General features: G+C 74.3%; 19 protein-coding genes. 12 read left to right on the forward strand and 7 right to left on the reverse strand.

The genetic code is table 11. The features are described from left to right. Positions 1 to 164: 164 nt before the first annotated feature. Both Sri02f_RS29925 and Sri02f_RS29930 read left to right on the forward strand, forming a co-directional pair. A complete protein-coding gene (locus Sri02f_RS29925) occupies positions 165 to 1,688 on the forward strand; it encodes an SDR family oxidoreductase (protein ID WP_109004454.1) in 1,524 nt (507 codons plus the stop codon). 105 nt (positions 1,689 to 1,793) lie between these two features. Beyond that, entirely contained in the window at positions 1,794 to 3,167 is a 1,374-nt protein-coding gene (locus tag Sri02f_RS29930) for a cryptochrome/photolyase family protein (RefSeq protein ID WP_109004455.1), read from the forward strand. Positions 3,168 to 3,174: 7 nt separating this feature from the next. On the opposite strand, the gene Sri02f_RS29935 is transcribed toward Sri02f_RS29930, so the two are convergent. Next, positions 3,175 to 4,104 carry a LysR family transcriptional regulator gene (locus Sri02f_RS29935; protein ID WP_109004456.1) on the reverse strand — a complete coding sequence of 310 codons (930 nt, stop codon included), beginning with the start codon at positions 4,102 to 4,104 and terminating at the stop codon, positions 3,175 to 3,177. 157 nt (positions 4,105 to 4,261) lie between these two features. Between Sri02f_RS29935 and Sri02f_RS29940 the strand changes: the two genes are divergently transcribed. Next, entirely contained in the window at positions 4,262 to 4,957 is a 696-nt protein-coding gene (locus Sri02f_RS29940; protein WP_109004457.1) for a type 1 glutamine amidotransferase domain-containing protein, read from the forward strand. A 115-nt stretch (positions 4,958 to 5,072) separates the two neighbouring features. On the opposite strand, the gene Sri02f_RS29945 is transcribed toward Sri02f_RS29940, so the two are convergent. Beyond that, entirely contained in the window at positions 5,073 to 6,050 is a 978-nt protein-coding gene (locus Sri02f_RS29945) for a MerR family transcriptional regulator (protein ID WP_245970867.1), read from the reverse strand. A gap of 180 nt (positions 6,051 to 6,230) precedes the next feature. On the opposite strand from Sri02f_RS29945, the gene Sri02f_RS29950 reads away from it, so the two are divergent. Both Sri02f_RS29950 and Sri02f_RS29955 read left to right on the forward strand, forming a co-directional pair. Continuing rightward, on the forward strand, positions 6,231 to 6,677 hold the full coding sequence (locus Sri02f_RS29950; RefSeq protein ID WP_109004459.1) for an SPW repeat protein: 447 nt from the start codon (positions 6,231 to 6,233) through the stop codon (positions 6,675 to 6,677). Between the two features lie 191 nt (positions 6,678 to 6,868). Further along, the gene (locus Sri02f_RS29955) at positions 6,869 to 7,135 is read left to right on the forward strand and encodes a GlsB/YeaQ/YmgE family stress response membrane protein (RefSeq protein ID WP_109004460.1); all 267 of its coding nucleotides are present in this window, start codon (positions 6,869 to 6,871) and stop codon (positions 7,133 to 7,135) included. Positions 7,136 to 7,160: 25 nt separating this feature from the next. Here the strand turns inward: Sri02f_RS29955 and Sri02f_RS29960 are convergent, their stop codons facing one another. Next, positions 7,161 to 7,937 (reverse strand): GNAT family N-acetyltransferase, encoded by a 777-nt coding sequence (locus Sri02f_RS29960; protein WP_109004461.1) that lies wholly within the window; start codon positions 7,935 to 7,937, stop codon positions 7,161 to 7,163. Between the two features lie 127 nt (positions 7,938 to 8,064). After that, positions 8,065 to 8,760, reverse strand: coding sequence for a chaplin (locus Sri02f_RS29965; RefSeq protein ID WP_109004462.1), 696 nt, complete (start codon positions 8,758 to 8,760; stop codon positions 8,065 to 8,067). 320 nt (positions 8,761 to 9,080) lie between these two features. Between Sri02f_RS29965 and Sri02f_RS29970 the strand changes: the two genes are divergently transcribed. After that, positions 9,081 to 10,709 carry an alpha/beta hydrolase gene (locus tag Sri02f_RS29970; protein WP_109004463.1) on the forward strand — a complete coding sequence of 543 codons (1,629 nt, stop codon included), beginning with the start codon at positions 9,081 to 9,083 and terminating at the stop codon, positions 10,707 to 10,709. Beyond that, positions 10,710 to 12,194, forward strand: a complete 1,485-nt coding sequence (locus tag Sri02f_RS29975) for an FMN-binding glutamate synthase family protein (RefSeq protein WP_109004464.1) — start codon at positions 10,710 to 10,712, stop codon at positions 12,192 to 12,194. A 17-nt stretch (positions 12,195 to 12,211) separates the two neighbouring features. Here the strand turns inward: Sri02f_RS29975 and Sri02f_RS29980 are convergent, their stop codons facing one another. After that, positions 12,212 to 12,994, reverse strand: coding sequence for an alpha/beta fold hydrolase (locus Sri02f_RS29980; protein WP_109004465.1), 783 nt, complete (start codon positions 12,992 to 12,994; stop codon positions 12,212 to 12,214). A 168-nt stretch (positions 12,995 to 13,162) separates the two neighbouring features. Here Sri02f_RS29980 and Sri02f_RS29985 point away from each other — a divergent pair, with 168 nt between their 5' ends. Both Sri02f_RS29985 and Sri02f_RS29990 read left to right on the forward strand, forming a co-directional pair. Further along, positions 13,163 to 14,257, forward strand: a complete 1,095-nt coding sequence (locus tag Sri02f_RS29985) for a baeRF3 domain-containing protein (protein WP_109004466.1) — start codon at positions 13,163 to 13,165, stop codon at positions 14,255 to 14,257. A 72-nt stretch (positions 14,258 to 14,329) separates the two neighbouring features. Continuing rightward, complete coding sequence (locus Sri02f_RS29990) at positions 14,330 to 15,355, forward strand: Gfo/Idh/MocA family protein (protein WP_109004467.1); 1,026 nt, start codon at positions 14,330 to 14,332, stop codon at positions 15,353 to 15,355. A gap of 34 nt (positions 15,356 to 15,389) precedes the next feature. Here the strand turns inward: Sri02f_RS29990 and Sri02f_RS29995 are convergent, their stop codons facing one another. Continuing rightward, the gene (locus Sri02f_RS29995; RefSeq protein WP_109004468.1) at positions 15,390 to 15,803 is read right to left on the reverse strand and encodes an SsgA family sporulation/cell division regulator; all 414 of its coding nucleotides are present in this window, start codon (positions 15,801 to 15,803) and stop codon (positions 15,390 to 15,392) included. 348 nt (positions 15,804 to 16,151) lie between these two features. Between Sri02f_RS29995 and Sri02f_RS30000 the strand changes: the two genes are divergently transcribed. After that, on the forward strand, positions 16,152 to 17,549 hold the full coding sequence (locus tag Sri02f_RS30000; protein ID WP_109004469.1) for a PP2C family protein-serine/threonine phosphatase: 1,398 nt from the start codon (positions 16,152 to 16,154) through the stop codon (positions 17,547 to 17,549). Positions 17,550 to 17,602: 53 nt separating this feature from the next. On the opposite strand, the gene Sri02f_RS30005 is transcribed toward Sri02f_RS30000, so the two are convergent. Further along, on the reverse strand, positions 17,603 to 19,105 hold the full coding sequence (locus Sri02f_RS30005) for a DNA-binding protein NsdB (protein WP_109004470.1): 1,503 nt from the start codon (positions 19,103 to 19,105) through the stop codon (positions 17,603 to 17,605). A gap of 232 nt (positions 19,106 to 19,337) precedes the next feature. Here Sri02f_RS30005 and Sri02f_RS30010 point away from each other — a divergent pair, with 232 nt between their 5' ends. Together Sri02f_RS30010 and Sri02f_RS30015 are read left to right on the forward strand one after the other, a co-directional pair. Further along, positions 19,338 to 20,468: an aminoglycoside phosphotransferase family protein gene (locus tag Sri02f_RS30010; protein WP_109004471.1), complete on the forward strand. Its 1,131-nt coding sequence runs from the start codon at positions 19,338 to 19,340 to the stop codon at positions 20,466 to 20,468. A gap of 244 nt (positions 20,469 to 20,712) precedes the next feature. Then, on the forward strand, positions 20,713 to 22,632 hold the full coding sequence (locus tag Sri02f_RS30015; RefSeq protein WP_109004472.1) for an N-acetylmuramoyl-L-alanine amidase: 1,920 nt from the start codon (positions 20,713 to 20,715) through the stop codon (positions 22,630 to 22,632). Positions 22,633 to 22,642 lie beyond the last annotated feature (10 nt).

The following is a 22,642-nucleotide window of genomic DNA, read 5'->3' on the forward strand; positions in this document are numbered from 1 at the left end:
GTTCGTGCGCATATCACCGGGGGGCATCCGCACGCCGTCTCCGCGTGGAAGCGATCTGCAAGGGATCGTCCGCCGGACGTCGCCGCGTCGGCGGACATCGCCCGGCCGACTCCAGGGGGCGACCGGACGAACGACCGCGGACCGAACAAGGGACTTGAGGACTCATGACCTCAGACGGCCACGACACCCCAGCGCTCTGCCTGGTGACCGGCGCCACGGGATACGTGGGCGGCCGGCTCGTCCCCGAGCTGCTGGCCGCGGGGCACCGGGTGCGCTGTCTGGCCCGCGATCCCGACCGGCTGCGCGACCACCCCTGGGCCGACGACGTCGAGAGGGCGCGCGGCGACGTCACGGACGCCGCGTCGGTCGCGGCCGCCCTGCACGGCGTCGAGGTCGCCTACTACCTGGTGCACGCGCTGGCCACGGGGGACGACTTCGAGGAGACGGACCGCAGGGCGGCCCGGATCTTCGCGGAGCAGGCCCGGGCGGCCGGCGTGCGCCGCATCGTCTACCTCGGGGCTCTCACCCCGGCCGGCGTGCCCGAGCGGGAGCTGTCGCCGCACCTGCGCTCACGCGCCGAGGTGGGACGGATCCTGCTGGACTCCGGCGTCCCCACCGCCGTGCTGCGGGCCGCGGTGGTGATCGGCTCCGGGTCGGCCTCCTTCGAGATGCTGCGCTATCTGACGGAGCGGCTGCCGGTGATGGTCACTCCGAGCTGGGTGCACACCCGGATCCAGCCCGTGGCCGTCCGCGACGTGCTGCGCGCCCTGGTCGGCTGCGCCCGGCTCCCGGACGACGTCGACCGCGCCTTCGACATCGGCGGGCCGGACGTCCTGACGTACCGCGAGATGATGCTCCGCTACGCCGAGATCGCCGAACTTCCGCGCCGGCTGATCCTGTCGCTGCCGATGCTCACCCCCGGCCTGTCGAGCCACTGGGTCGGGCTGGTCACCCCCGTGCCGGCCTCGATCGCACGGCCGCTCACCGAGTCGCTGCGACACGAGGTCGTCTGCCACGAGCACGACATCGCCCGCCATGTGCCGGACCCGCCCGGCCATCCCCTCGGGTTCGACGAGGCGGTCCGGCTCGCCCTGCGCAAGGTGCGGGAGGCGCAGGTCGCCACCCGCTGGTCCTCCGCCTCCGTCCCGGGCGCTCCCAGCGACCCCCTGCCCACCGACCCCGGCTGGGCCGGCGGCAGCCTCTACACCGACACCCGCGACCTCGCCGTCGACGCCCCGCCCGCTTCGCTGTGGCGGGTGATCGAGGGCATCGGCGGCGACAACGGCTGGTACTCCTTCCCGCTCGCCTGGGCCGTCCGCGGCCGGCTCGACCGGCTGGCGGGCGGGGTGGGGCTGCGCCGCGGCCGCCGGGACGCCGCCCGGCTGCGGGTGGGCGACTCGCTGGACTTCTGGCGGGTCGAGGAGATCGAGCCCGGCCGTCTGCTGCGGCTGCGGGCCGAGATGCGGCTGCCTGGCCTGGCCTGGCTGGAGCTGCGGGCCGAACCGGCCGCCGGCGGCCGCGCCCGCTTCCACCAGCGCGCGGTGTTCCACCCCCACGGCCTGCTCGGCCACGCCTACTGGTGGAGCGTGGCGCCCTTCCACGCGCTCGTGTTCGGCGGCATGGCCCGCAACATCGCGCAGGCGGCGGTGGCGGACGCGGCGGCGCGGACACGGGAACCGGCCCGCTGACCGGCCTCGGCGGGAGCGGCCCGGACGGCCCCGCCCGGCTGCATCCGCCGGGCCCCGCCGAACGGAAGCGATGCACGCAACGAACCCGTCCCCCGGAGCACCCTCATGAACGTCTCGCTCGTCCTGTTCACCGCCGACCTGCGTCTGCACGACCACCCGCCGCTGCGCGCGGCCCTGGACGGCGCCCGGCAGGTGGTCCCGCTGTTCGTGCGCGACCGGGCCGTCGACCGCGCCGGGTTCGCCGCGCCGAACAGACTGGCGTTCCTCGCCGACTGTCTGCGCGACCTCGACACGGGACTGCGCGAGCGGGGCGGCCGGCTCGTCGTGCGCTCGGGCGAGCTGGTGGAGCAGGTGTGCCGGGTGGCGGCCGAGGCGGAGGCGGACGAGGTCCATCTGGCCTCCGACGTGAGCAGGCACGCGCGGCGGCGCGAGGACGGCCTGCGGCGCGCCCTGGAGGCGGAGGGCGTACGGCTGCATGTGCACGACGAGGTGACGACCGCCGTCGGTCCGGGCGCGCTCGCCCCGGCCACCTCGGACCACTTCGCCGTCTTCACGCCGTACTTCGGGCACTGGTCGCGGGCACGGCTGCGTGAGCCGCTCGGCGCGCCCCGGACCGTGCCCGTCCCGGAGGGGGTCGGCTCCGAGGAGCTGCCCGCCCGCAAGGGCCTGGCGGGGCTGTCGCCGGGTCTGGCGGCGGGGGGCGAGGAGGAGGGCCGCCGGCGGTTCGCCTCCTGGCTGCGGTCGGGCGTCGGCACGTACGAGGACGGGCACGACGACCTGGCGGGCGACGTCACCTCCCGGCTGTCGCCCCATCTGCACTTCGGGACCCTCTCCGCGGTGGAGCTCGTGCACCGCACGCGCCAGGTGGGCGGACCGGGCGCCGAGGCGTTCGTGCAGCAGCTGGCCTGGCGCGACTTCCATCGTCAGGTGCTCGCGGCCCGGCCCGGGGCGGCGAGCGCCGACTACCGCACCAAGCACGACCGCTGGCGTTCGGAGCGCACGGCCCGCGCCGACGTCGAGGCGTGGCGGGAGGGCCGTACCGGCTACCCGCTGGTGGACGCGGCGATGCGGCAGCTGCGCCACGAGGGGTGGATGCACAACCGGGGCCGCCTGCTGACCGCGAGCTTCCTCGCCAAGACGCTGTACGTCGACTGGCGCATCGGCGCCCGGCACTTCCTGGAGCTGCTGGTCGACGGGGACGTGGCCAACAACCAGCTCAACTGGCAGTGGGTGGCGGGCACCGGCACCGACTCGCGGCCCAACCGGGTGCTGAACCCCGTCACCCAGGCGAAGCGGTTCGACCCGGACGGGGCGTACGTGCGGCGGTGGCTGCCGGAGCTGGCGGGCCTTTCGGCGCCCGAGGTGCACGAGCCGTGGAAGCTCACCGGTACGGACCGCGCGGCGCTCGACTACCCGGACCCGGTCGTGACGCTCTCGGAGGGGCTGGCGCGGTTCAAGCGGGCGCGGGAACGCCCCTGAGCGCCCGTCACCACTGCGGGGCCACGCTCAGCAGGAGATCGCGCACCCGGGTCACGTCCCGGTTCGCCGCCGCCCCGGGCCGCTGGACCAGGTACGCCGTGTTGATGGGCGGGTCCGGCGGCTCGTGGAGCGGGACGAGGGCGCCGGAGGCCAGTTCGCCGAGGCAGAGATAGCGGGGCAGCACCGTGACGCCCGCGCCCGCCGCGGTCGCGGCCAGCACTCCGCGCAGATCGGGCACGGTCACCGCGGCGGAGCCCGACAGGCGCCGGCCGAACACGTGCCGCCAGTAGCGGCGCGCGATGGGCAGGTCCTCGGCGTACGTGATCAGCGGGACGCCGTGCAGCGCCGCCGGACCCTCGGCGGCCAACGGGCCCCGGAGCCGCTCGGCCCACGCCGGAGCCGCGACGAGGACGAACTCCTCGTCCGCCAGCGGGACCGCGTGCAGGGTACGGCCGCGGGGCCGGGTGGTGGCCACGACCAGGTCGTGCCGTCCCGCGCGCAGCTCCTCCAGCAGCGCGTCGGTCAGGCCGGTGGCGACGCGCAGCCGGACTCCCCCGGCCACCAGTGGCGCCAGGGCGGGGAGCGCCCGGGTGCACAGCAGTTCGGCCGGCCCGGCGAGGTGCACCGGGTCGGCCGGACCGGCCCGGCCCGCCGCCGGGTCCGGGTCGGCCACGACGGCGAGCTCGTCGAGCGGCGCGGACACACGGGCCGCCAGCTCGTCGGCGACGGCGGTCGGCGACACGCCGCGCGGGAGCCGCTCGAAGAGCTCGCGTCCGGTCTGCCGTTCCAGCGCCCGCATCTGCGTCGTCACGGTCGGCTGGGACAGCCTCAGCAGCTGCGCCGCGCCGGTGAACGAGCCGGAGCGGTACACGGCGAGGAAGGTGCGCAGCAGGTTCAGGTCCAGGGGGCCGGCGGGCCGGCCGTCGCTGTGTTCCACCGCGCCAGTATTCCTCCGCCGCCCATAGGATCGTCGATGTCGGGCATCGGAATCCTCATTGGATCCCTATGGCTCGACCGCCTAGGTTCGCTCAGGCACCCATGCGTCGGCGGTCCGCGGAGCGGAGCGTCGGCGCCGACACTCTCGGAGATCACTCATGGCCAAGATTCTTTTCGTGCTGACCGGCGCCGACCACTGGACGCTCGCCGACGGCACGCAGCACCCCACGGGCTTCTGGGCCGAGGAAGCCGTCGCCCCCTACGAGGCGTTCCGGGCGGCGGGCCACGAGGTCGTCGTCGCCACCCCCGGCGGCGTCGTGCCCACCGTGGACAAGGGCAGCCTGGCCGCGGAGGTCAACGGCGGGCAGGAGGGCGCCGACCGGGTCGCCGCGGTGCTGGCCGGCATGACGGAGCTGCAGCGGCCGCTGCGCCTGGAGGACGTGGACCTCGGCGACTACGCGGCCGTCTTCTACCCGGGCGGCCACGGCCCGATGGAGGACCTGGCGGTCGACGCCGTGTCCGGCCGTCTCCTCACCGACGCCCTGGCCTCGGGCAGGCCGCTGGGCGTCGTCTGCCACGGCCCCGCGGCGCTGCTCGCCGCGGTCGCCGAGGACGGCTCCAACGCGTTCGCCGGCTACCGGATCGCGGCGTTCACCAACGCCGAGGAGCACCAGGCCGGTCTGGGCGACAAGGCGAAGTGGCTGCTTCAGGACCGGCTCACCGAGGCGGGCGTCGACGTGCGGGTCGGCGAGCCCTGGGCGCCGCACGTGGTCGTCGACCGCAACCTCGTCACGGGCCAGAACCCCGCCTCCTCGGCCCCGCTCGCCACGGAACTGCTGAAGAAGCTGCACTGAACCGGGCGTCCGCACCGGACGCCCCCGCCTGCTCCGCCGCCCGCGCCGCGTCCGCCGCCCGCGCCGCGTCCGCCGACCGCGTCCGAGCCTCGGCGCTCGGTCCCGCGGCCGCGTCTCACGCCGTGCCGTGACCCTGTGCGCCGGCCAGCAGCGTCAGCGCTTCGCTCAGGCCCGTGGGCCGGGGCAGGCCCGGTGCGGGGCGGCCGGCCCAGCCGGCGCCCCCGAGCACCACGGTCGGGGCCCGCCGGGCTCCGGTGACGCCCCAGCGGGTGTCCGCGAGATGCCTGGCCAGGGGCAGGCTTGCGGTGGAGCGCGTCTGCGACCACAGCACCACGGCGACCGGGCCCAGCCGCCGCACGGCCGCGGTCAGCGCCTCGGCCGGCACGGCGGCTCCGAACATCCGCGTCGGGACGCCGAGTTGGAGGAGGCCCGCGTTGAGTGCCTCCAAGGGCAGGCTGTGCTGTTCGCCCGGCACGCAGGCCAGCAGCACCGGCCCGGGCCCTCCCTCCCGGCCGCCCTTCACGACGGCGTGGGGCGCCCGGCGCAACGCGGTGGAGACCTGCCAGGACAGCAGGTGCTCGACCTCGACGTACCGGTCGCCGGACGAGGCCCACTTACGGCCCACGGCGTGCAGGGTCGGGACCATCACCTCCTGCCAGGCGACGGCGAGCCCGTGCCGGTCCACGGCCGCTTCCAGCCGCTCCGCGACGGCCGGCGCGTCGAGGCGCACGGCCGCGCGGGCCAGGCCACGGCACTCCTGACGAACGTCGCCGCCGCCGAGCGCGGGAGCGCCGGGCGTACCCGTCCGTTCGGGGACCGCGTCCTCGGCTTCCGCGGCCGGCCGGAGCACCGCGTCCTTCGCCGCGCGGGCCGCGTCCGCGGGCGGCACGCCGGACGAGGTGAGCCGGCACATCGCCTCCAGCACCGCCACGTCGCTCGGCTGCCAGCGCCGGTGCCGGCCGTCCGCGCGCACGGCGGGCCCGATGCCGTACCGCCGGTCCCACGAACGCAGGGTGGTGGGCGCCACGCCGAGCCGGTGGGCCAGCGCCCCCGTGGTCAGACCGGCGTCATCGGGACTCGGCGACTCGCTCACGACGCCACGATACGACGCAGAAGCGACGCGTGGTGAACCGGCCGGCGCAGGACCCGGGAGGCCGGATCGGTCGGCGCGAGCTCTACACATAAAGGATTAATAAGAGCACAATGGGCGTGCGCGGCGATTACCGCACACCGCACCGAAGCGGTCGGCCCTGAGAGTCAAAGGAGACGGATCATGGCCAACGTCTCGCCCACCAGAGGCGACATGTCGACGCACCCCGACGTTCACGAGATGCGGGCGCGTTACGCCCGCATGCTCGGCGGTCGTGATGTGGCACTCGTGGACGGACCGGTGTTCCTGCTCGGTCTGTACTGCGCGGTGTCCCCCTGGGTACTCCACTACGCCACCGGCCAGCCCGCCCTCGTCACCCACAACCTGATCGTCGGCATCGCGATCGCCCTGCTGGGCCTCGGCTTCACCGCTGCTCCCGCGCGGATGTACGGCCTGAGCTGGGCCATGTGCGCGGCGGGCATCTGGATGATCGTCGCACCGTGGATCGTCGGCGACCATCCGGACGCCGGCGTCGCGGTCAACAACATCGTCATCGGCGCACTGGCCCTGCTCCTCGGGCTGATGTGCATCGCCACGGCGGCGCGGAGCACCCGCACCCCCACCCCGTAGTCCCTTCCGGCACCCGGGAGCACGGCCGGGCCGACCGGCGGACACAGGTCGCCCCGGCCGTCACACGTCGTCCCCGCCGTCGCGGCGCCCGTCCCCGCCGGGGCGGACGCCGCCAAGCGGAACGGACTGTCCCACCGCCCCGCGGGCACACATAGGTCAACGGGCTCTCACGGAGAAGCGGAGGGGCGGAGATGGAGATCGACGGCCTCATCAGTGCCATCTTCATCGGCATCGTCATCGGTGTGCTCGGGCGGCTCGTCGTCCCGGGACGCCAGCGCATCGGCGTGCTGTGGACGATCGCGGTCGGCATCGTGGCGGCGCTGATCGGCTCGCTGCTCGCCGCGGGCCTCGGGGTGGACGACACGAAGGGCGTCGACTGGATCGAGTGGCTCATCCAGATCGGGCTGGCCGCGGTGGGCGTCGCCGCACTGGACCGGGCGAAGTCGCGACGACGCTGACGCACGGCGCCCGGCACGACGGGCGTCAGTGCGCGTAGACGTACGGCGTCGTCGTGCTCAGCGCGCGGAAGCCGAGCCGTTCCAGGATGGGGCGGCTCTGGTCGGAGGCGTCGACCTGCAGGTACCGGTAGCCGCGCTCGGCGGCGATGCGGGCGCGGTGGGCGATCAGCGCACGGTAGAGACCTCGGCCGCGCCAGCCCTCGACGGTGCCGCCGCCCCACAGCCCGGCGAACCCGGTGCCCGGCAGGAGTTCCATCCGCGCCGAGCTCACCGGCACGTCCCCGGCCAGCGCGACCAGGGCGACGAGTTCGCCGGGGTCGCGGGCGAGGCGGGCGTGCAGGAGGTCGCGCAGCCAGGAACCGTCACGGCCGAAGGCCTTCTCGTTCGCCTCGACCATGAGCTCGACGCCCGCCCGGTCCGTGACCGGGACGATGCGGACGCCCTCGGGCGGTGCGACGTCGAGGAGCTGGTCGCTCGTCTCGCCGACCATGAGCGTCTCCTCCTGGTCGGGCGTGAACCCGGCCGCGACGAGCCGCCGCCCGAGGTCGGCCGGACGGTCGTGCCCGTACAGCTTCCACTCGAACTCGTGGCCGAGGCGGCCGAAGCAGGCGATCTGCTCGGCGATGGCCGCGTCCGCGTCGGCCGCGCTCAGGTCCGACCACAGGACGCCGCTCCAGCCCCCGTGGCCGCCGATGTGCCGGACCACCCTCCCCGCCTTCTCGACCCGGGCGTCGGAGCTCTCGGGGCGCGCGCCTTCACGCATCTCCCGGTCGTACAGGGCGAGTACCGCGGCATGATCCATACGCCCACTCCAGCACCTGTGCGCGCCCCCGCACAACGCAATTAGCGGCGGGTCCTCCCCGGCCGTCGCGCGCGGCCGCGGGCCCCGGCCCGACGGGGTCTGCGGCTCGTCCGCCCGTCGGCGCCGCTCAGCGCTCGGCGCTCGGGCGGAACCTCCGATACAGCAGCGCCCCGCCGAGCACCAGGGCGGCGCCGCCGCCGAGGGCGGGCAGGGTGGCGTCGGCTCCCGTGCGGGCGAGCGCGGCGACGGGAGCCACGGCCTGCGGGGCGAGGGCGAGCGCGGGGGCCGGGGGCTCGGCCCGCGGGCCCGGGTGCTGGGACTGCGACGGCGGGTCGTGCCGGACCGGCGGCCGCACCGCGGGCGCGGAGGGCTCCACGGGCTCCTCGCCGGGGGCGTTGACGGACTCGTTGCCGAAGGCCGGGTCGGCGATGCCGACGACGTTCACGCTGTTGCCGCCGACGTTCACCGGGAGGTGCACCGGCAGCTGGACCCCGTTGCCGGAGACGACGCCCGGGGAGTCCTTCGCGCTCCCCTCGGCGGCGGCGCCGGACGGGGCACGGTGCGCGCCGTGCGCGGCGGCCGTGCCCACGTCGGCGCAGGTGTTGCCCGCGGCGGGGTTCAGCACGCCCACCACGTTCACCGTGTTCCCGCACAGGTTCACCGGGAGGTGCACGGGCAGCTGCACGCCGTTGCCGGAGATCAGCCCGGGCGAGCCCGCCGCGGAACCGTTCGCCGTGGAGTCGGCGTGTGCGGGCAGTGCCACGGCCATCGCGCCGGACACCGCGGCGACGGCCATCACACCGGTTCGGGTAACCCGTCTCATGGGGTCCCTGCCTTCCAGACATGAGTCGCGGGCACTCGCCCGCACCGGGTAGAACTGCCGGCGGACCGCCCGGGTTATGCCTGAGCGCCCTTTCACCCGGTCGGACGTCACCGCCGTCGAACCGGCGCCGAACCCGCCGCGCGGGCGCCCGGACGTGCGGGCCGCGTGAGCCGGACGGCTCACGCGGCCCGCCCGCACGCCGGTCACCGGCGAGGCGGGCGGGCAGGGCTCCACCGCCCGGAGGCGGGTCGCCGGACGGCCGCTTATCGTGAGCGAGGACGCCGTCCCCCGGACCGCTGCGGGCGTCCCTGGAGGCATTGATGCTGGCCAAGATGTCGACGCGGCCCGGGTTGCGACGCTGTGCGCTCGCCGCCACCGCCGCACTGACCCTGATGGGCGCGGGCCTTCCGACGGTCACCGCGAACCGGAACGCGCACGCGGACGACGGCGCCGACCTCTCCCGGTTCAACGGTCAGAAGGTCGCGTGGTCGGCGTGCAAGGGCGACGGCATGCCCAAGGACCTGCAGTGCGCCAAGCTGACCGTCCCGCTCGACTACGCCCATCCCGAGAAGGCCACGCTCGACCTCGCGATCGCCCGCTACCGGGCCACCGGCCACAAGCGCGGCTCCGTGGTGCTCGACTTCGGCGGCCCCGGCGGCGCGGGAGTCCCCGAACTCGCTCACGGCGGCAAGGAGTTCATGGATCTCACGGACGGCTACGACGTGGTCGCCTTCGATCCCCGGGGCGTCGGCCGCTCCTCCCCCGTCAGCTGCGGGACCGGGCAGGACAGCGGACTGGCCCCGCTGGACGACGACGAGGCCCTGGCCGATCCACGGACCCTGCTGCCGCGGCTGAAGAAGGCCGCCGCCGTCTGCGCCGAGCACTCCGGGCCGGTCCTGCCGCACATCGGCACGGTGGACGCGGCACGGGACCTGGACGTGATGCGCCAGGCGCTCGGCGACAAGAAGCTCAACTACCTCGGCTTCTCCTACGGCAGCCGGCTCGGCGCGGTCTACGCCGCCCGGTTCCCCGGCAAGGTGGGGCGCGTGGTCCTCGACGGCGTCGACACGCTGACCGAGCCGCTCACCGAGCAGGGCGTCGCGGGCGCGCGGGGGCAGCAGGTGGCGCTGGACGACTTCGTCGGCTGGTGCGTGAAGGACATCGCCTGCCCCTTCGGGCAGGATCCGCGGGTGGCCCGTGAGGCGGTCGTGCGGCTGGTCCGCTCGCTGGACGAGAACCCGCTGCCGACGGACTTCGGCGCGGACTTCACCGGCCAGGACCTGGTCGGCGCTCTCGGGCAGGGGCTGTACAGCAGGGAGCTGTGGCCGGCGCTGGAGCGGGCGCTGGCCCAGCTGATCGAGAACGGCGACGCCGGCGGCGTCCTGGGCTTCGCCGGCGGCGGCTTCGCGCTTCCGCTCCCCTTCCCGTTCCCCTTTCCGCTCCGGTCGCCGGGCGGCGGGCCCTCGCCCGGCGCGCTCGTCGACGCCGAGGACGTCCCCCCGGACAACCTGCCCGCCGCGCTGATGGCGATCAACTGCGCGGACGACCCCGACCGCCCGACCGCCCAGCAGGTCACCGCGGACCTCGAACGGCTGCGGGCCGCCTACGACGAGGCGTCGCCGGTGTTCGGCCGGTACCGGCTGGCGGAGGTCCTGATGTGCTACGGCCGCCCGAAGGGCACCGACTTCATCCGCGACGAGGTGAAGGACCTGAGCACGCCGAAGATGCTCCTGGTCGGCACGCGCGGTGACCCGGCGACGCCGTACCGCTGGACCGTCGAGACGGCGAAGCGGCTCGGGCCGTCGGCCGTGGTGCTCGACAACAGGAGCGAGGGGCACACCGGGTACGGATCGTCCAAGTGCGTGCACCGCAAGGTCGACGACTTCCTGCTGTACGGCTCGCTTCCGCCCAGCGGCAGTTCGTGCGGCCCCGACGAGGACGCCGACTGAGTGGGCCGGTTCTGGCCACTGCCGCTCGTCGCCCTCACCGCCGCCGTGTCGGCGCCCGCCGCGCTGCTGGTGTCCGGCCGGTGGTGGTGGGCGGCCGGACCGGCGCTGGCGCTGACCTGTGTCGGCGCCGCGGACCTGGTGCGGCGGCGTCACTCCGTACGGCGCAACCACCCGCCGGCCGGACGTCTGAGGCGCCCCGCCGCAGGGCCGCACCAGCGGTGGGAGGCGGTGCGGGAGCCGCGGGCCGACGCGTGGGACGGGCCGGAGTTCCTGGTGCCGTCACTGCGGCCGGCGGAGGCGGCCGAGGAGCCGCCGGTGGTGCGGGTGGGCGGGCCCGACTGCTCGCAGCCCTACGACATGGCGCTGCTGAACGTCTCGGCGATGAGCTTCGGGGCGCTGTCGGCGCGCGCGGTCCTCGCCCTCAGCCGAGGCGCCGCGCTGGGCCGTTTCGCGCAGGACACCGGGGAGGGCGGGCTGTCGGAACACCATCTGCGAGGCGGCGGCGACCTCGTCTGGGAGATCGGGACGGGGTACTTCGGCTGCCGCGGCGACGACGGCCGCCTCGATTGGCGGGAGTTCGCGGACAAGGCGGCGCTGCCCGAGGTGAAGTGCGTGTCGCTGAAGCTGTCGCAGGGGGCGTCGCCGGGCATGGGCGCGGTGCTGCCGGCGGTGAAGGTGAGCGCCGAGATCGCGCGCGAGCGACGGGTCCCGGAGGGCGTCGACGTCGTCTCGCCGCCCTCGCACCGGATGTTCTCGACGCCGCGCGAACTGGTGCTGTTCCTGGCCCGTCTTCGTGAGGCGGCGGGCGGCAAGCCGGTCGGGCTGAAGCTGTGCGTGGGGGCGCGGCGGGAGTTCCTGGCGGTGTGCAGGGCGATGCTGGCGGAGGGAGCGGTTCCCGACTTCGTGGTGGTCGACGGAGCGGAGGGCGGCACGGGAGCCGCTCCGTCGGGGTTCGCGGGGCGGCTCGGCATGCCGCTCACCCAGGGGCTCGTCACCGTGCACAACGCGCTGGTCGGCGTCGGGCTGCGGGACCGGGTCCGGATCGGCGCGAGCGGCCGGGTGGCCACGGGCTGGGACGTCGTCGCGCGCCTCGTCCAGGGCGCCGACTACACGAACGCGGCCCGCGCGATGATGCTCGCCGTCGGCTGTGTGCGGGCCGGGCGCTGCCACACCGGCGGCTGCCCGGCCGGCGTGGCGACGCAGGACCCGCTGCGCACCCGTCGCCTGCACGTGACGGACAGGGCCCGGCAGGTCGAGCGCTACCAGCGGGAGACCGTGCGCGACGCCGTCCGGATCATGGCGGCGATGGGCGTGCGTGAGCCGGGCGCGCTCGCTCCCGGCCACCTGGTCCGGCGGGTCGCTCCGGGCGTGGAACGCTCGTACGCGGACCTGTACGAGTGGCTGGCGCCGGGAGAGCTGCTCGCGGGGCCGCCGCCGTCGTGGGAGGCGGACTGGAAGGCGGCGGACCCGGACCGCTTCGGCTGACGGCCTCCCCGCACCCGCTACGCGGGCTTGTCGGTCACGAAGGCGTCGATCGCGGCGGTCAGCTCGGCCGGCTTCTCGACCGGGAGTTCGTGGCCCGCGTCGATGATGCGGACGACGGCGTCCGGGTAGGCCATGGCCATCCGCAGCATCTGCCGCACCGGCAGCTGGATGTCGTGGTAGCCGTGGATCATGAGAGTGGGCGCCTGGATCTCTCCGGCCCGGTCGAGGACGTCGAAGGCGCGCATGGCGCCGTACAGCGTCATGACCACCTCGCGCGGGGTGTCGGCGGAGGCCTTGACGTAGGCGCGGATCTCGTCCTTGGGGTAGCCGGGTGCGAAGGCGCGCTGGATGTTGGCGGCGACGAACATCTTGAAGGGGACGAGCGTGGAGGCCCCCATCAGCAGGCCTCTGCCCCGGCTGTAGGTCATCCGGCCGATGGAGTTCACCAGCACCATGCGCTCCACCCGCTCCGGGTGGGAGAGGGCGACGGTCTGCGCGATCATGCCGCCCATCGAGTGGCCCACGAGGACGCAGCGGGGCACGTCCAGGTGGTCGAGGAGGGCGAGGAGGTCCGCCGCCAGTTCGGCGACCGTCTTCACGCCCGCGCCGCCGCTCTCCCCGTGCCCGCGCAGGTCGAGCCGGATGACCCGGCGGCGCAGGGCGAAGTGCGCCACCTGGTGGTCCCAGCGGCGCCGGTTCGCCGTCCAGCCGTGCACGAACACGAGGGGCACGCCGTCGCCGTCGCGCGGGCCCTCGTCGTCGTAGGTCAGGGCTGCGCCGTCGACTTCGAGCTGCGGCATGGGTGCCTCCTGCGATGCTGTCCCGGTTACTGACGCGTACGGTAACCGGCGACCGGGGTCGCCGTCACCGGCCGCCCTCGAGGATTTCGCAGCGACGGCGACGGACTGCACACTTACGCCGACCTTGCCCCAAATGCCCGGCATGCGAATCAGTCCTATCGTGCTCGTATGGAGCACGCACTCAGCCCCGCGACCCTCTCCGAACTGCGCCGCCCGCGCCCCTATCCGGCGGTGTCCGTGCTGACGCCGACCCATCGACGCGAACCCGACAACTCCCAGGACCGCGTCCGGTTGCGCAATGTCGTGGCCGAGGCGAAGAAGCAGCTGGAGCACGACCCGGCGGTGACCCGCGAGCGGCGTGCCGACGTCGCCGGCCGGCTGGACCTGGCGCTGGCCGAGGTCGACCTGTCGCACAGCGAGGACGGCCTGGTCATCTACGCCGCCCCGGGCGAGCACCAGGTGTGGTCCCTGGCCCGGTCCGTGCCCGAACGCGTCGTCTTCTCCGACACGTTCCTGACCCGCAACCTGGTCTCAGCGCAGGCCTCCGAACGCCCGTTCCGGGTGCTGTCGGTCTCCGCCGACCGCGTCACGCTGTGGCACGGCGGCGCCGACCGGGTCACCGAGGCGCAGGGCGGCGGCTTCCCGCTGACCAGGAGCCGGGAGAACTTCGACGCCGAGCGCCGGCAGCGGATCGGCGACCAGCCCAGCACCTTCCGCGACGAGGACACACGCCACTTCCTGCGGGCCGCCGAGGCCGCCGTGGCCAGGCTGCAGCGCGAGGACCCGCTGCCGCTGTACGTCACCGGCGAGCCGGCGGCGCTGGCGCTGCTCGACGAGCAGGGGCCGGCCGGCCGGGACGCCCTGCACATCCCGCACGGCGGACTCTCCCACGGCACCCCCGAGTCGGTGTGGCAGGCGGTGCGCCCCGTGCTCGACGAGCAGTCCCGCCGCGACGCCGAGGCCGTCATGCGGCAACTCGACTCCGCACGGGGGCACAGGACGTTCGCGGCCGGCGTCGACGAGCTCTGGCAGAGCGCACGGGAGGGCCGGGTCCGGCTGCTCGCCGTCGAGGAGAACTTCCGCGTCACGGTCCGCGACGACGGAGACCACCTCGTCTCCGCCGCGAGCGGCGACCTCGACGCCCGCGAGGACGTCGTGGACGAGATCGTCGAGCAATGCCTGGAGACCGGCGCCGAGGTGCGCTTCCTCCCGGACGGCGCCCTGGGCGCGGCGGACGGGCTCGCCGGCGTGCTGCGTTACTGACCGGGCCCCAGAGGCCGTCTCCCCCGGCGGCGTACGCTTCGGCGTGATCGTCGACCGGGGAGGAGATCACGCGTGGCCGACCTGCTGGGCGTTGCGGTGCTGGGTGCCGGGCACATGGGCGCCGACCACATACGCCGACTCGATCGAGCGGTGAGCGGAGCGAGGGTCGCCGCCGTGGCGGATCCGGACGCCGCGCGCGCGAAGGAGGCCGTCGCCGGGATCGAGGCGGCGACGGTCCACACGGAGGCGGAGGCCGCGCTCGACGCGCCCGGCGTCGAGGCCGTGCTGATCGCCTCGCCCGGTCCCGCGCACGAGGAAGCCCTGCTCGCGGCCTTCACCCGGGGCCTTCCGGTGCTGTGCGAGAAGCCCATGGCGCCGGAGTCGGCCGGGGCGCTGCGGGTGATGGAGGCGGAGGTCCGGCACGGACGCCGGCTGGCACAGATCGGGTTCATGCGGCGCTACGACGCCGAGTACCGCAGACTCAAGGCGCTGCTGGACGACGGACGTCTCGGGCGGCCGCTGATGCTGCACTGCGTGCACCGCAACGTCTCCTCGCCGCCGGACTTCACCAGCGCGATGCTGATCGACAGCTCGGTGTCGCACGAGATCGACGCGGCCCGCTGGCTGCTGGGCCAGGAGCTGACCGCGGTCACGGTGCTGCGCCCGCGCGTCTCCTCGGGCGCCCCGCAGGGCCTGCAGGACCCGCAGTTCGTTCTCTTCGAGACCGAGGGCGGCGCCCTGGTGGACGTGGAGGTCTTCGTCAACTGCGGCTTCGGTTACCAGGTGCGCTGCGAGGCCGTGTGCGAGGGGGGCGCCGCGCGCATCGGCGACGACCACGGGATGCCCGTCACCGCGCGGGGCACCGTCGCGGCGGACGTCCCCCAGGACTACCTGGTGCGGTTCGCGGACGCCTACGACCGCGAGGTGCAGCGCTGGGTCGACGCGACCCGGCGGGGCGAGGTCACCGGCCCGACCGTCTGGGACGGCTACGCGGCCTCCGCCGTCGCCGAGGCCGGGGTCCGGGCGCTGGAGAGCGGCACGCGCACCCCGGTCGAACTCGCCCCGCGTCCGGACCTGTACGCCGGGACCGGCCACTGACGCCGGAGGGCCGGTCAGCCGCGCCGGGTGGGCCTCAGACGTTGCCGAGGAGGGCCTGCAGCCCCCGGTCGAGCGCGGCTGCGACATCCTCCCGCCCCGCCGCGACGACCGCGTAGCTGCGCAGCAGGAAGCGGCGCAGGGCGCCCGTGTCGAACTGGAGCAGGGCCATTCCGAGCGGCGAGTGGAACTCCATCACCGTGAGCGTCCGTCCGCAGGGCCAGATGTGCACGTCCCCGCTGCCGGCCGGGCCACTCACCCCCTGCTCCAGCAGACCGCGGCCGAACGTCCAGGTGACCGCCTCGCCCTCCAGGGAGACCTCCGCGGGAAAGTCGACGTGCACGGCGAAGGGGTCGCCGGAGTCGTAGCGGAGCGTGGCGGGCACGGGCAGCTCCTGGTCCTCCGCGGTGATCAGACGGGCGCGGACGGCTTGTTCCAGAGTGATGTCCATGCATGTACGACCTCGCAGGGGCCTTTCGCATTACGGGAAAGCGCGGTCCAATTGTTGTGACCTGCGTCACAGCCGTATGACCAGGGAACACCAGGCCGTCGAACGCATGACTGACGGCCTTTCCGACGTCCCCACGAGTCCCTCAAGTCACGTACGCCTCATACGACTTGACCTCCCGGCGACCCGCCCGGGCCACGTTCCGCCACGCCTTCCGGGAGACAGAGGCATATGCCAGAAGCACCACCGAATCGGGTGTTGCCAAAGCCCTTACACGTCGTCGCACGCTGTGCAACAGTCGTGACGGCCGTTGGTCAGCCCTCGTCGAACCGTCCCGTATCGGAGTGCGTCATGCCGCCCCATGTCTCCGCGGACCGCTCAGCCGCCCAGCCGCCAGGACGCGGCCCGGTCGACGCGCTGATCACGCAGACACGACGGCTCAAGGGCGACATGGACGCCGTCCGGCCGGGCGCACCGGGGGACCAGGCCGACCCCCAGGGCCGCTGGCAGCGGGCGCTCTACGACCTCGCACGGCACCAGCTCGACGATCTTGACGCGCACCTGGCCCAGTTACGGGACGGGCCGCCGTCCGCGCCGGCCGTCCGGACCACGCCCGCCGCACCGGCGGCCGACGGGCGCGAGTCGCTCCTCAGCCGGGTCGGCAGCGCCGAGTGGAACCTGCTCACGGACGAGGCCGCCTGGTCCGAGGAGCTCTACCGCATCCTCGGCCGCGACCTGGCCGCCCCTCCCCTCACCCTCGACGAACTGCCCTCGGTCGTCCTGGAGGAGGACCGGCCGAAGCTGACCTCGATGGTCACCGACTGTCTGGTCGACGCCCGGCCCATCGACGGGGAGTTCCGCGTCGTCCGCCCGGACGGGGACCCCCGCACGGTGCACATGATGGGCGAGCCCGTGCTCGACGCCGAGGGCGGCACCGCCTCGATGTGGGCGGTGCTGCGCGACGTCAGCGAACTGCGCCGCAGCCAGCGGGCGGTGCGCGAGAGCCACGACTCCCTCCAGCGGGAGCGACACCGCGCGCAGACCGAACAGCGGCTCGCGGTCGAGCTGCGGGAGGCGGTCCTGCCGTCGTGGCGCGGCCCCCTGAGCCTGCCGGGACGGAACGCCGGCTCCCTGGACCTCGCCGCCCGCCATCTGCCCGCCGCGACGGCCTCGCTGATCGGCGGCGACTGGTACGACGCCGTCGAACTCCCCGACGGCCGGACGCTGCTCGGCGTCGGCGATCTCACCGGCCAGGGACCGGCCGTCACCTCGCACACGGCGATGATGCTGGGCGCCTTGCGGGGCATGGCCATGGCGGGCACCGAGCCGGGCCAGCTCCTGGCCTGGCTGAACCAGCTGCTGGACGCCACCGTCCGGCCCGCCCTGGGCAGCGCCCTGTGCTGCCGCTACCGGCCGGACACCCGCACCCTGACCTGGGCGCGGGCCGGACACCCCGTCCCCCTGCTGTTCCGGGCGGGGACGGGGCGCCGGCTGGACGCGCCGCAGGGCGTGCTCCTCGGGGCCACCTCACGCGCCGCCTACGGACAGGCCGAGGAGACCCTCGAAGAGGGCGACGTGCTCCTGCTGCACACCGAGGGGCTGGCGCCCGCCGACCGCCTCCTCGGCCTCGCCCCCCGTCTGGGCGGAGCGCGCACCGCACAGGACTGCGTGCGAACGGTCGTGGAGGAGTGCGGCGAATCCGGACGCGACCACGACGCCTGCCTGCTCGTCGCCCGCGTCACCCGCTGACGGCCCACGGCCCACGGCCTGCGGCCGGGAAGAGACGACGGGCTCCCTCTCGCTCACGCCTGGGCGTCGTTGCCGGACCGCACCCCCTTCTGCCTCGGCAGCGCCAGCCTGATCTCCTCGCGCAGCTCGCTGATCCGGGGGGAGTCGGCGTACTGCGCGGTGAGCCGGTACATCTGACTCAGCCGGTCCCAGGTGCGCCGGGAGGAGTTCGACCCCATCGACATCAGGGCCAACCGCGCGAACCTGTCCGCCTGTTCGGGATCGTTCGCGATGAAGCAGGCGGACGCCATGGACAGATGGTCGAAGATCTTCGATCGCTCACGGCCGTCCACGCGCAGCGCGAGGGCCTTCTCCGCGTAGTACTGGGCGTGCGCGGCCGCCTGCGGCTCGAACTCGGCCAGCGTGCGGTAGGCCAGGGCCTGCATGCCGTACAGATCCTCGTCCTTGAAGGTCTGCATCCAGGACGGCGGTGTGACGTCGCCCCGGTCGGAGACGAAGAGGTCCTCCGCCCGGCCGAGGGTGCGGCGCATCGCCTGTCCCTTGCCCATCGACGCCTGTGCCCAGGCCTCGATGGTGTGGAACATCGCCCGGGTGCGCGGCAGCACGTCGTCGCCGGAGCCGGACTGGGCCAGTTTCATCAGGTCGAGGGCGTCGTCGGGCCGTCCGAGATGGACCATCTGACGGGCCGCCCGGGACAGCGCCTCGCCGGCCCGCGGCCGGTCGCCGCCCTCACGCGCCGCATGGGCGGCGATGACGAAGTACTTCTGGGCCGTCGGCTCCAGGCCGACGTCGTGCGACATCCAGCCCGCGAGGACCGCGAGGTTGGCCGCGACGCCCCACAGGCGCCGCTGGAGATGGGCGGGGTGACGGTAGGCGAGGATGCCGCCCACCTCGTTGAGCTGTCCCACAACAGCCTTGCGCTGCAACCCGCCACCGCGGGCCGCGTCCCAGGCCCGGAACACCTCGACCGAGAGCTCCAGTTCGTCGACCTCCTCCGTGCCGATGGGAGCGGCCTCGTAGCGGTCGAACCCGGCCGGGTCGGCGTGGTGGAGGAGGGGATGGTCGATGACAGGAGCGTCGGCGGAGAGGGTGGGGTCGGTGTGCAGCCACTCGTACATGGCACTGCTGAGTGCTGAGCCCGCGGCGAGCGCGGCACCCGCGCCCACCAAGCCGCGTCGGTTGAGCATGAGGTCCATTCCCGTGAATTCGGTGAGGACCGCGGCAGTCCGTTCGGGCGCCCACGGCACGCCGTCGGGATGTTCCGCATTCCCGCCGCCCGGCCGCTTCCCTGTACGCCCGTGCCGGACCAGACCGAGGTCCTCGATGGTCACGACACGGCCGAGACGCTCGGTGAACAGAGCCGCCAGCACCCGCGGCACCGGATCGCGCGGGATCTCTCCCGTGTCGATCCATCGCCGCACCCGGGAGGTGTCGGTCGACAGCTGGGGGTGGCCCATGGCCGCCGCCTGCCGGTTGACCAGCCTCGCGAGTTCGCCCTTGGACCAGCCGGCCAGGCCGAACAGGTCCGTCAGGCGAGTGTTGGGTTGTCCGCTCACGTCAAGCCCCCAGGTTCTCGGCTGAGTTGACAGTAGCCCGGTGAAAGTTGCCGGGCGACTATTCGCCAGGGTTCGCCAGGGTTCGCCAGATGGTGTGCCACTGGGCGACGGGTGTCAGGTAGGAAAGCGCCACCCCGACCCGGTCGCCGAGGGACATTCCCCAGGGTGTACCCGTAAGGGCCGGTCGGGGCAGCGCACTGACGTCCGGCACACGAAGGGATCTGTTTCTCCCATGTACGCAGCATCGTCCTCCGTGTCCGCCCCGCCCCGGTCGCTGCACGCCCGCCCGGGCGGCGGCGGCCCCTACCTGGACCCCGCACGGTCGGCGGGCCCCGCGCTCGGCGCGGGTCCGGTCCGGCGCCCCGCGGGGCTCGGCACGCAACCGCTCAGCGGGAGACTCGACCTGTCCGGCCCCCAGGGGGCCCAGCTGCGCACGGCGATCGCCTCGGTGCACCGGATCTGCCCGGAGTTCACTCCGGTGCAGGTGCTGCGCCGCAGCGGACGCTCGGTGCTCCTGGTCGGCACGACGGGACGCAGCACGGCCGTCGCCAAGTGCTTACTGGACCACTCCCCCGTGTGGGCGGAGCGGATCCGGCACGAAATAGCCGCGTACCGCACGTTCGTCCGGCACCGCCCCCCCGTGCGGGCGCCGAGACTGATCGCGGCGGACCCGGACAACTGCACCCTGGTGATCGAGCGGATGCCCGGGCGGGTGGCGGCGCTGCAGCGGCACCCCACCGAGGCTCCGCCGCGGGCCGACGTCCGCGCGGCGCTCGGCGCGATCTGCCGGCTCAACGCCTGGCGGCCGCCGGCGGGCACGTTCGACGCGCCGCTGGACTACGCGGCCCGCATCTCCCGCTACCACGAGCTGGGCCTGCTCACCGACCGCGACATGGGCGACCTGCAGAAGCTGCTGCACGGCATCGCCGCCGGCGCGGGCCGGCAGGGCATGGGCCAGTTCTGCCACGGCGACGCCCTCCTGTCGAACATCCTTCTGTCACCGGCCGGTCCAGTGCTGGTGGACTGGGAGCACGCGGGCTGGTATCTGCCGGGCTACGACCTGGCGACGCTGTGGTCGGCGCTGGCCGACGCGCCGGTGGCGCGCCGTCAGATCAGCCAGATCGCCCAGTCGGCGGGGCCCGCCGCACGGGACGCCTTCCTGGTGAACCTGATGCTGGTGCTGACCCGCGAGATCCGCACCTACGAGACGGCCGTGCAGCGTTCGATGCACGACACGGCCCCGGCCGCGGGTCACCCGGGCGCCGTGCCGTCCGGCGAGGAACAGCGACTGCTGCTGCGGCGGCTGCACGACGACTGCCAGCTGGCCCGCAGGGCCGTGCGCGCGGCGGTCGGCACCCGCTGAGGGGGCGGAGAGGTCCGTGGCGCACCGCATCGGGGGCGCGCCACGGACCTCTCCGCGCGCGGGCGGTGTCTTGCCGGGGTAAATGACCGATTTGCGGTCATGATTGACGGGTTGTCGGCAAAGCGAGACCACCGGGCCCCGTCGGGCCCGTGCGCCGCCGCCCGCTCGTCCCCAGGAGACCGCAGTGCGAAAACCCGTCACTCCCCCCGGACCCCGCAGACGTTCCCGTAGAGCCGCAGGCGCCATGGCGTCGGCGGCTCTGCTGCTCCCGCTGTGCGCCACGGCGTCCCCCGCCGACGCCGCGGACCCCCGCCCCTCCTCGGCGACCGGCCTGCAGCGGGCCTTCGCCGCGGCGGCCGCCGAGTACCACGTGCCGCAGAGCGTGCTGCTGGGCGTGTCCTACCTCCAGTCCCGCTGGGACGCGCACGCCGGGGCGCCGAGCGTGACCGGCGGCTACGGCCCCATGCACCTCACCGACGCCCGCACGGCGCTCACCACCGCCTCGCACCGACGCCGGGACGCCCAGGACTTCCGGGGCGACTCCGTCCGCCCGGCGCCGCGGCCGGCGCAGGCCCCGGACGGCCGGCTCCCGTCGAGCGCGGAGCTGCCGGCCCGGCTGAAGACCCTGCCGAAGGCGGCGCGGCTGACGGGACTGAGCCCGGCGGCCCTGCGCACGGACCCCGCGGCCAACGTCGCGGGCGGCGCGGCGCTCCTCGCCGCCGCCCAGCGCACCCTGGGCGAGCCCCTCAGCGCCGATCCGGCGGACTGGTACGGCGCGGTGGCGCGGTTCTCGGGCGCGGACGACACCGCGACGGCCGCCGCCTACGCCGACGACGTGTACGCGGTGCTCCGCACCGGCGAGGAGCGCACCACGGACGCCGGGCAGACGGTCGCCCTGGCCGCGCAGCCGGGCCTGGTCCCGCGGACGGCCCCGCTGCACCGGGCCGGCCTGCGCACGCTCTCCGCGGCGGGCGCCGAGTGTCCGACGACGGTGTCCTGCGAGTGGATCCCGGCGCCGCACGAGCAGTTCGGCGACAACGACTACGGCAACCACGACGTCGCCGACCGGCCCGTCTCGCCCGACATCAGGTACATCGTCGTGCACGACACCGAGGGCGGCTGGGAAGGGGTGCTGTCCATGGTCCAGGACCCGACCTACGTGTCCTGGAACTACTCGCTGCGCTCCACCGACGGCCACATCGCCCAGCACGTCAAGGCCAAGGACGTGGCGTGGCACGCGGGCAACTGGTACGTCAACTCCAAGTCGATCGGCCTGGAGCACGAGGGCTTCCTCGCCCGGCCCGACGCCTGGTTCACGGAGGCGATGTACCGGGCATCGGCGCGTCTGGTGACCTACCTGGCCGCCGAGTACGGCATCCCGCTGGACCGGCAGCACATCCTGGGCCACGACAACGTGCCCGGCCCGACCACGGCGAGCATCTCCGGGATGCACACCGATCCCGGCCCGTTCTGGGACTGGCGCCACTACTTCGAGCTGCTGGGCCGGCCGCTGGAGGCGACGGCCGGCAGCAGCGGCGCCGTGGTGACGATCCGGCCGGACTACGCCGTCAACCGGCCGGCGTACACGGACTGCGGCGGCCAGGGCCTGGCGTGCGTCGCGCACGGTTCCGGCGATGTACGGCTGTACACCGACCATGACGAGAAGTCCGCCCTGGTCAAGGACGTCGGCGACGGCTCCGCCCCCACCACGGGCGTCAACGACGTCGCCTCACGGGCGTCGACCGGCCAGCAGTACGCGGTCGCCGACCGGTGGGGCGACTGGACGGCGATCTGGTACCTGGGCCGCAAGGCCTGGTTCAGGAACCCCGAGGCCCAGCCGACCGCCGTCCCCACGACGGGCCTGGTGGTCACCCCGAAGGACGGCCGCGACAGCGTCGCCCTGTACGGCCGGGCCTACCCCGAGGCCGGGGCCTACCCGGCGGGCGTCCCGGCCCAGGCGCTCTCGCCGCTGCCGTACACGCTGCCCAAGGGGCAGAAGTACGTGGCCGGCGACAAGATCGCGGGCGAGTACTACTACGCCGTCACCTTCGCCGGGGACTCGCACCGGCTGGTCGTCGGCGACGACCAGTACTACGAGATCCAGTACGGCCACCGGGTGGCGTTCGTGCGCGCCGCCGACGTGAAGGCGACCCCGGCGACGTAGCGAACGCCGT

The organism is Streptomyces rishiriensis (genome assembly GCF_003112535.1).
Lineage (GTDB): Bacteria > Actinomycetota > Actinomycetes > Streptomycetales > Streptomycetaceae > Streptomyces > Streptomyces rishiriensis.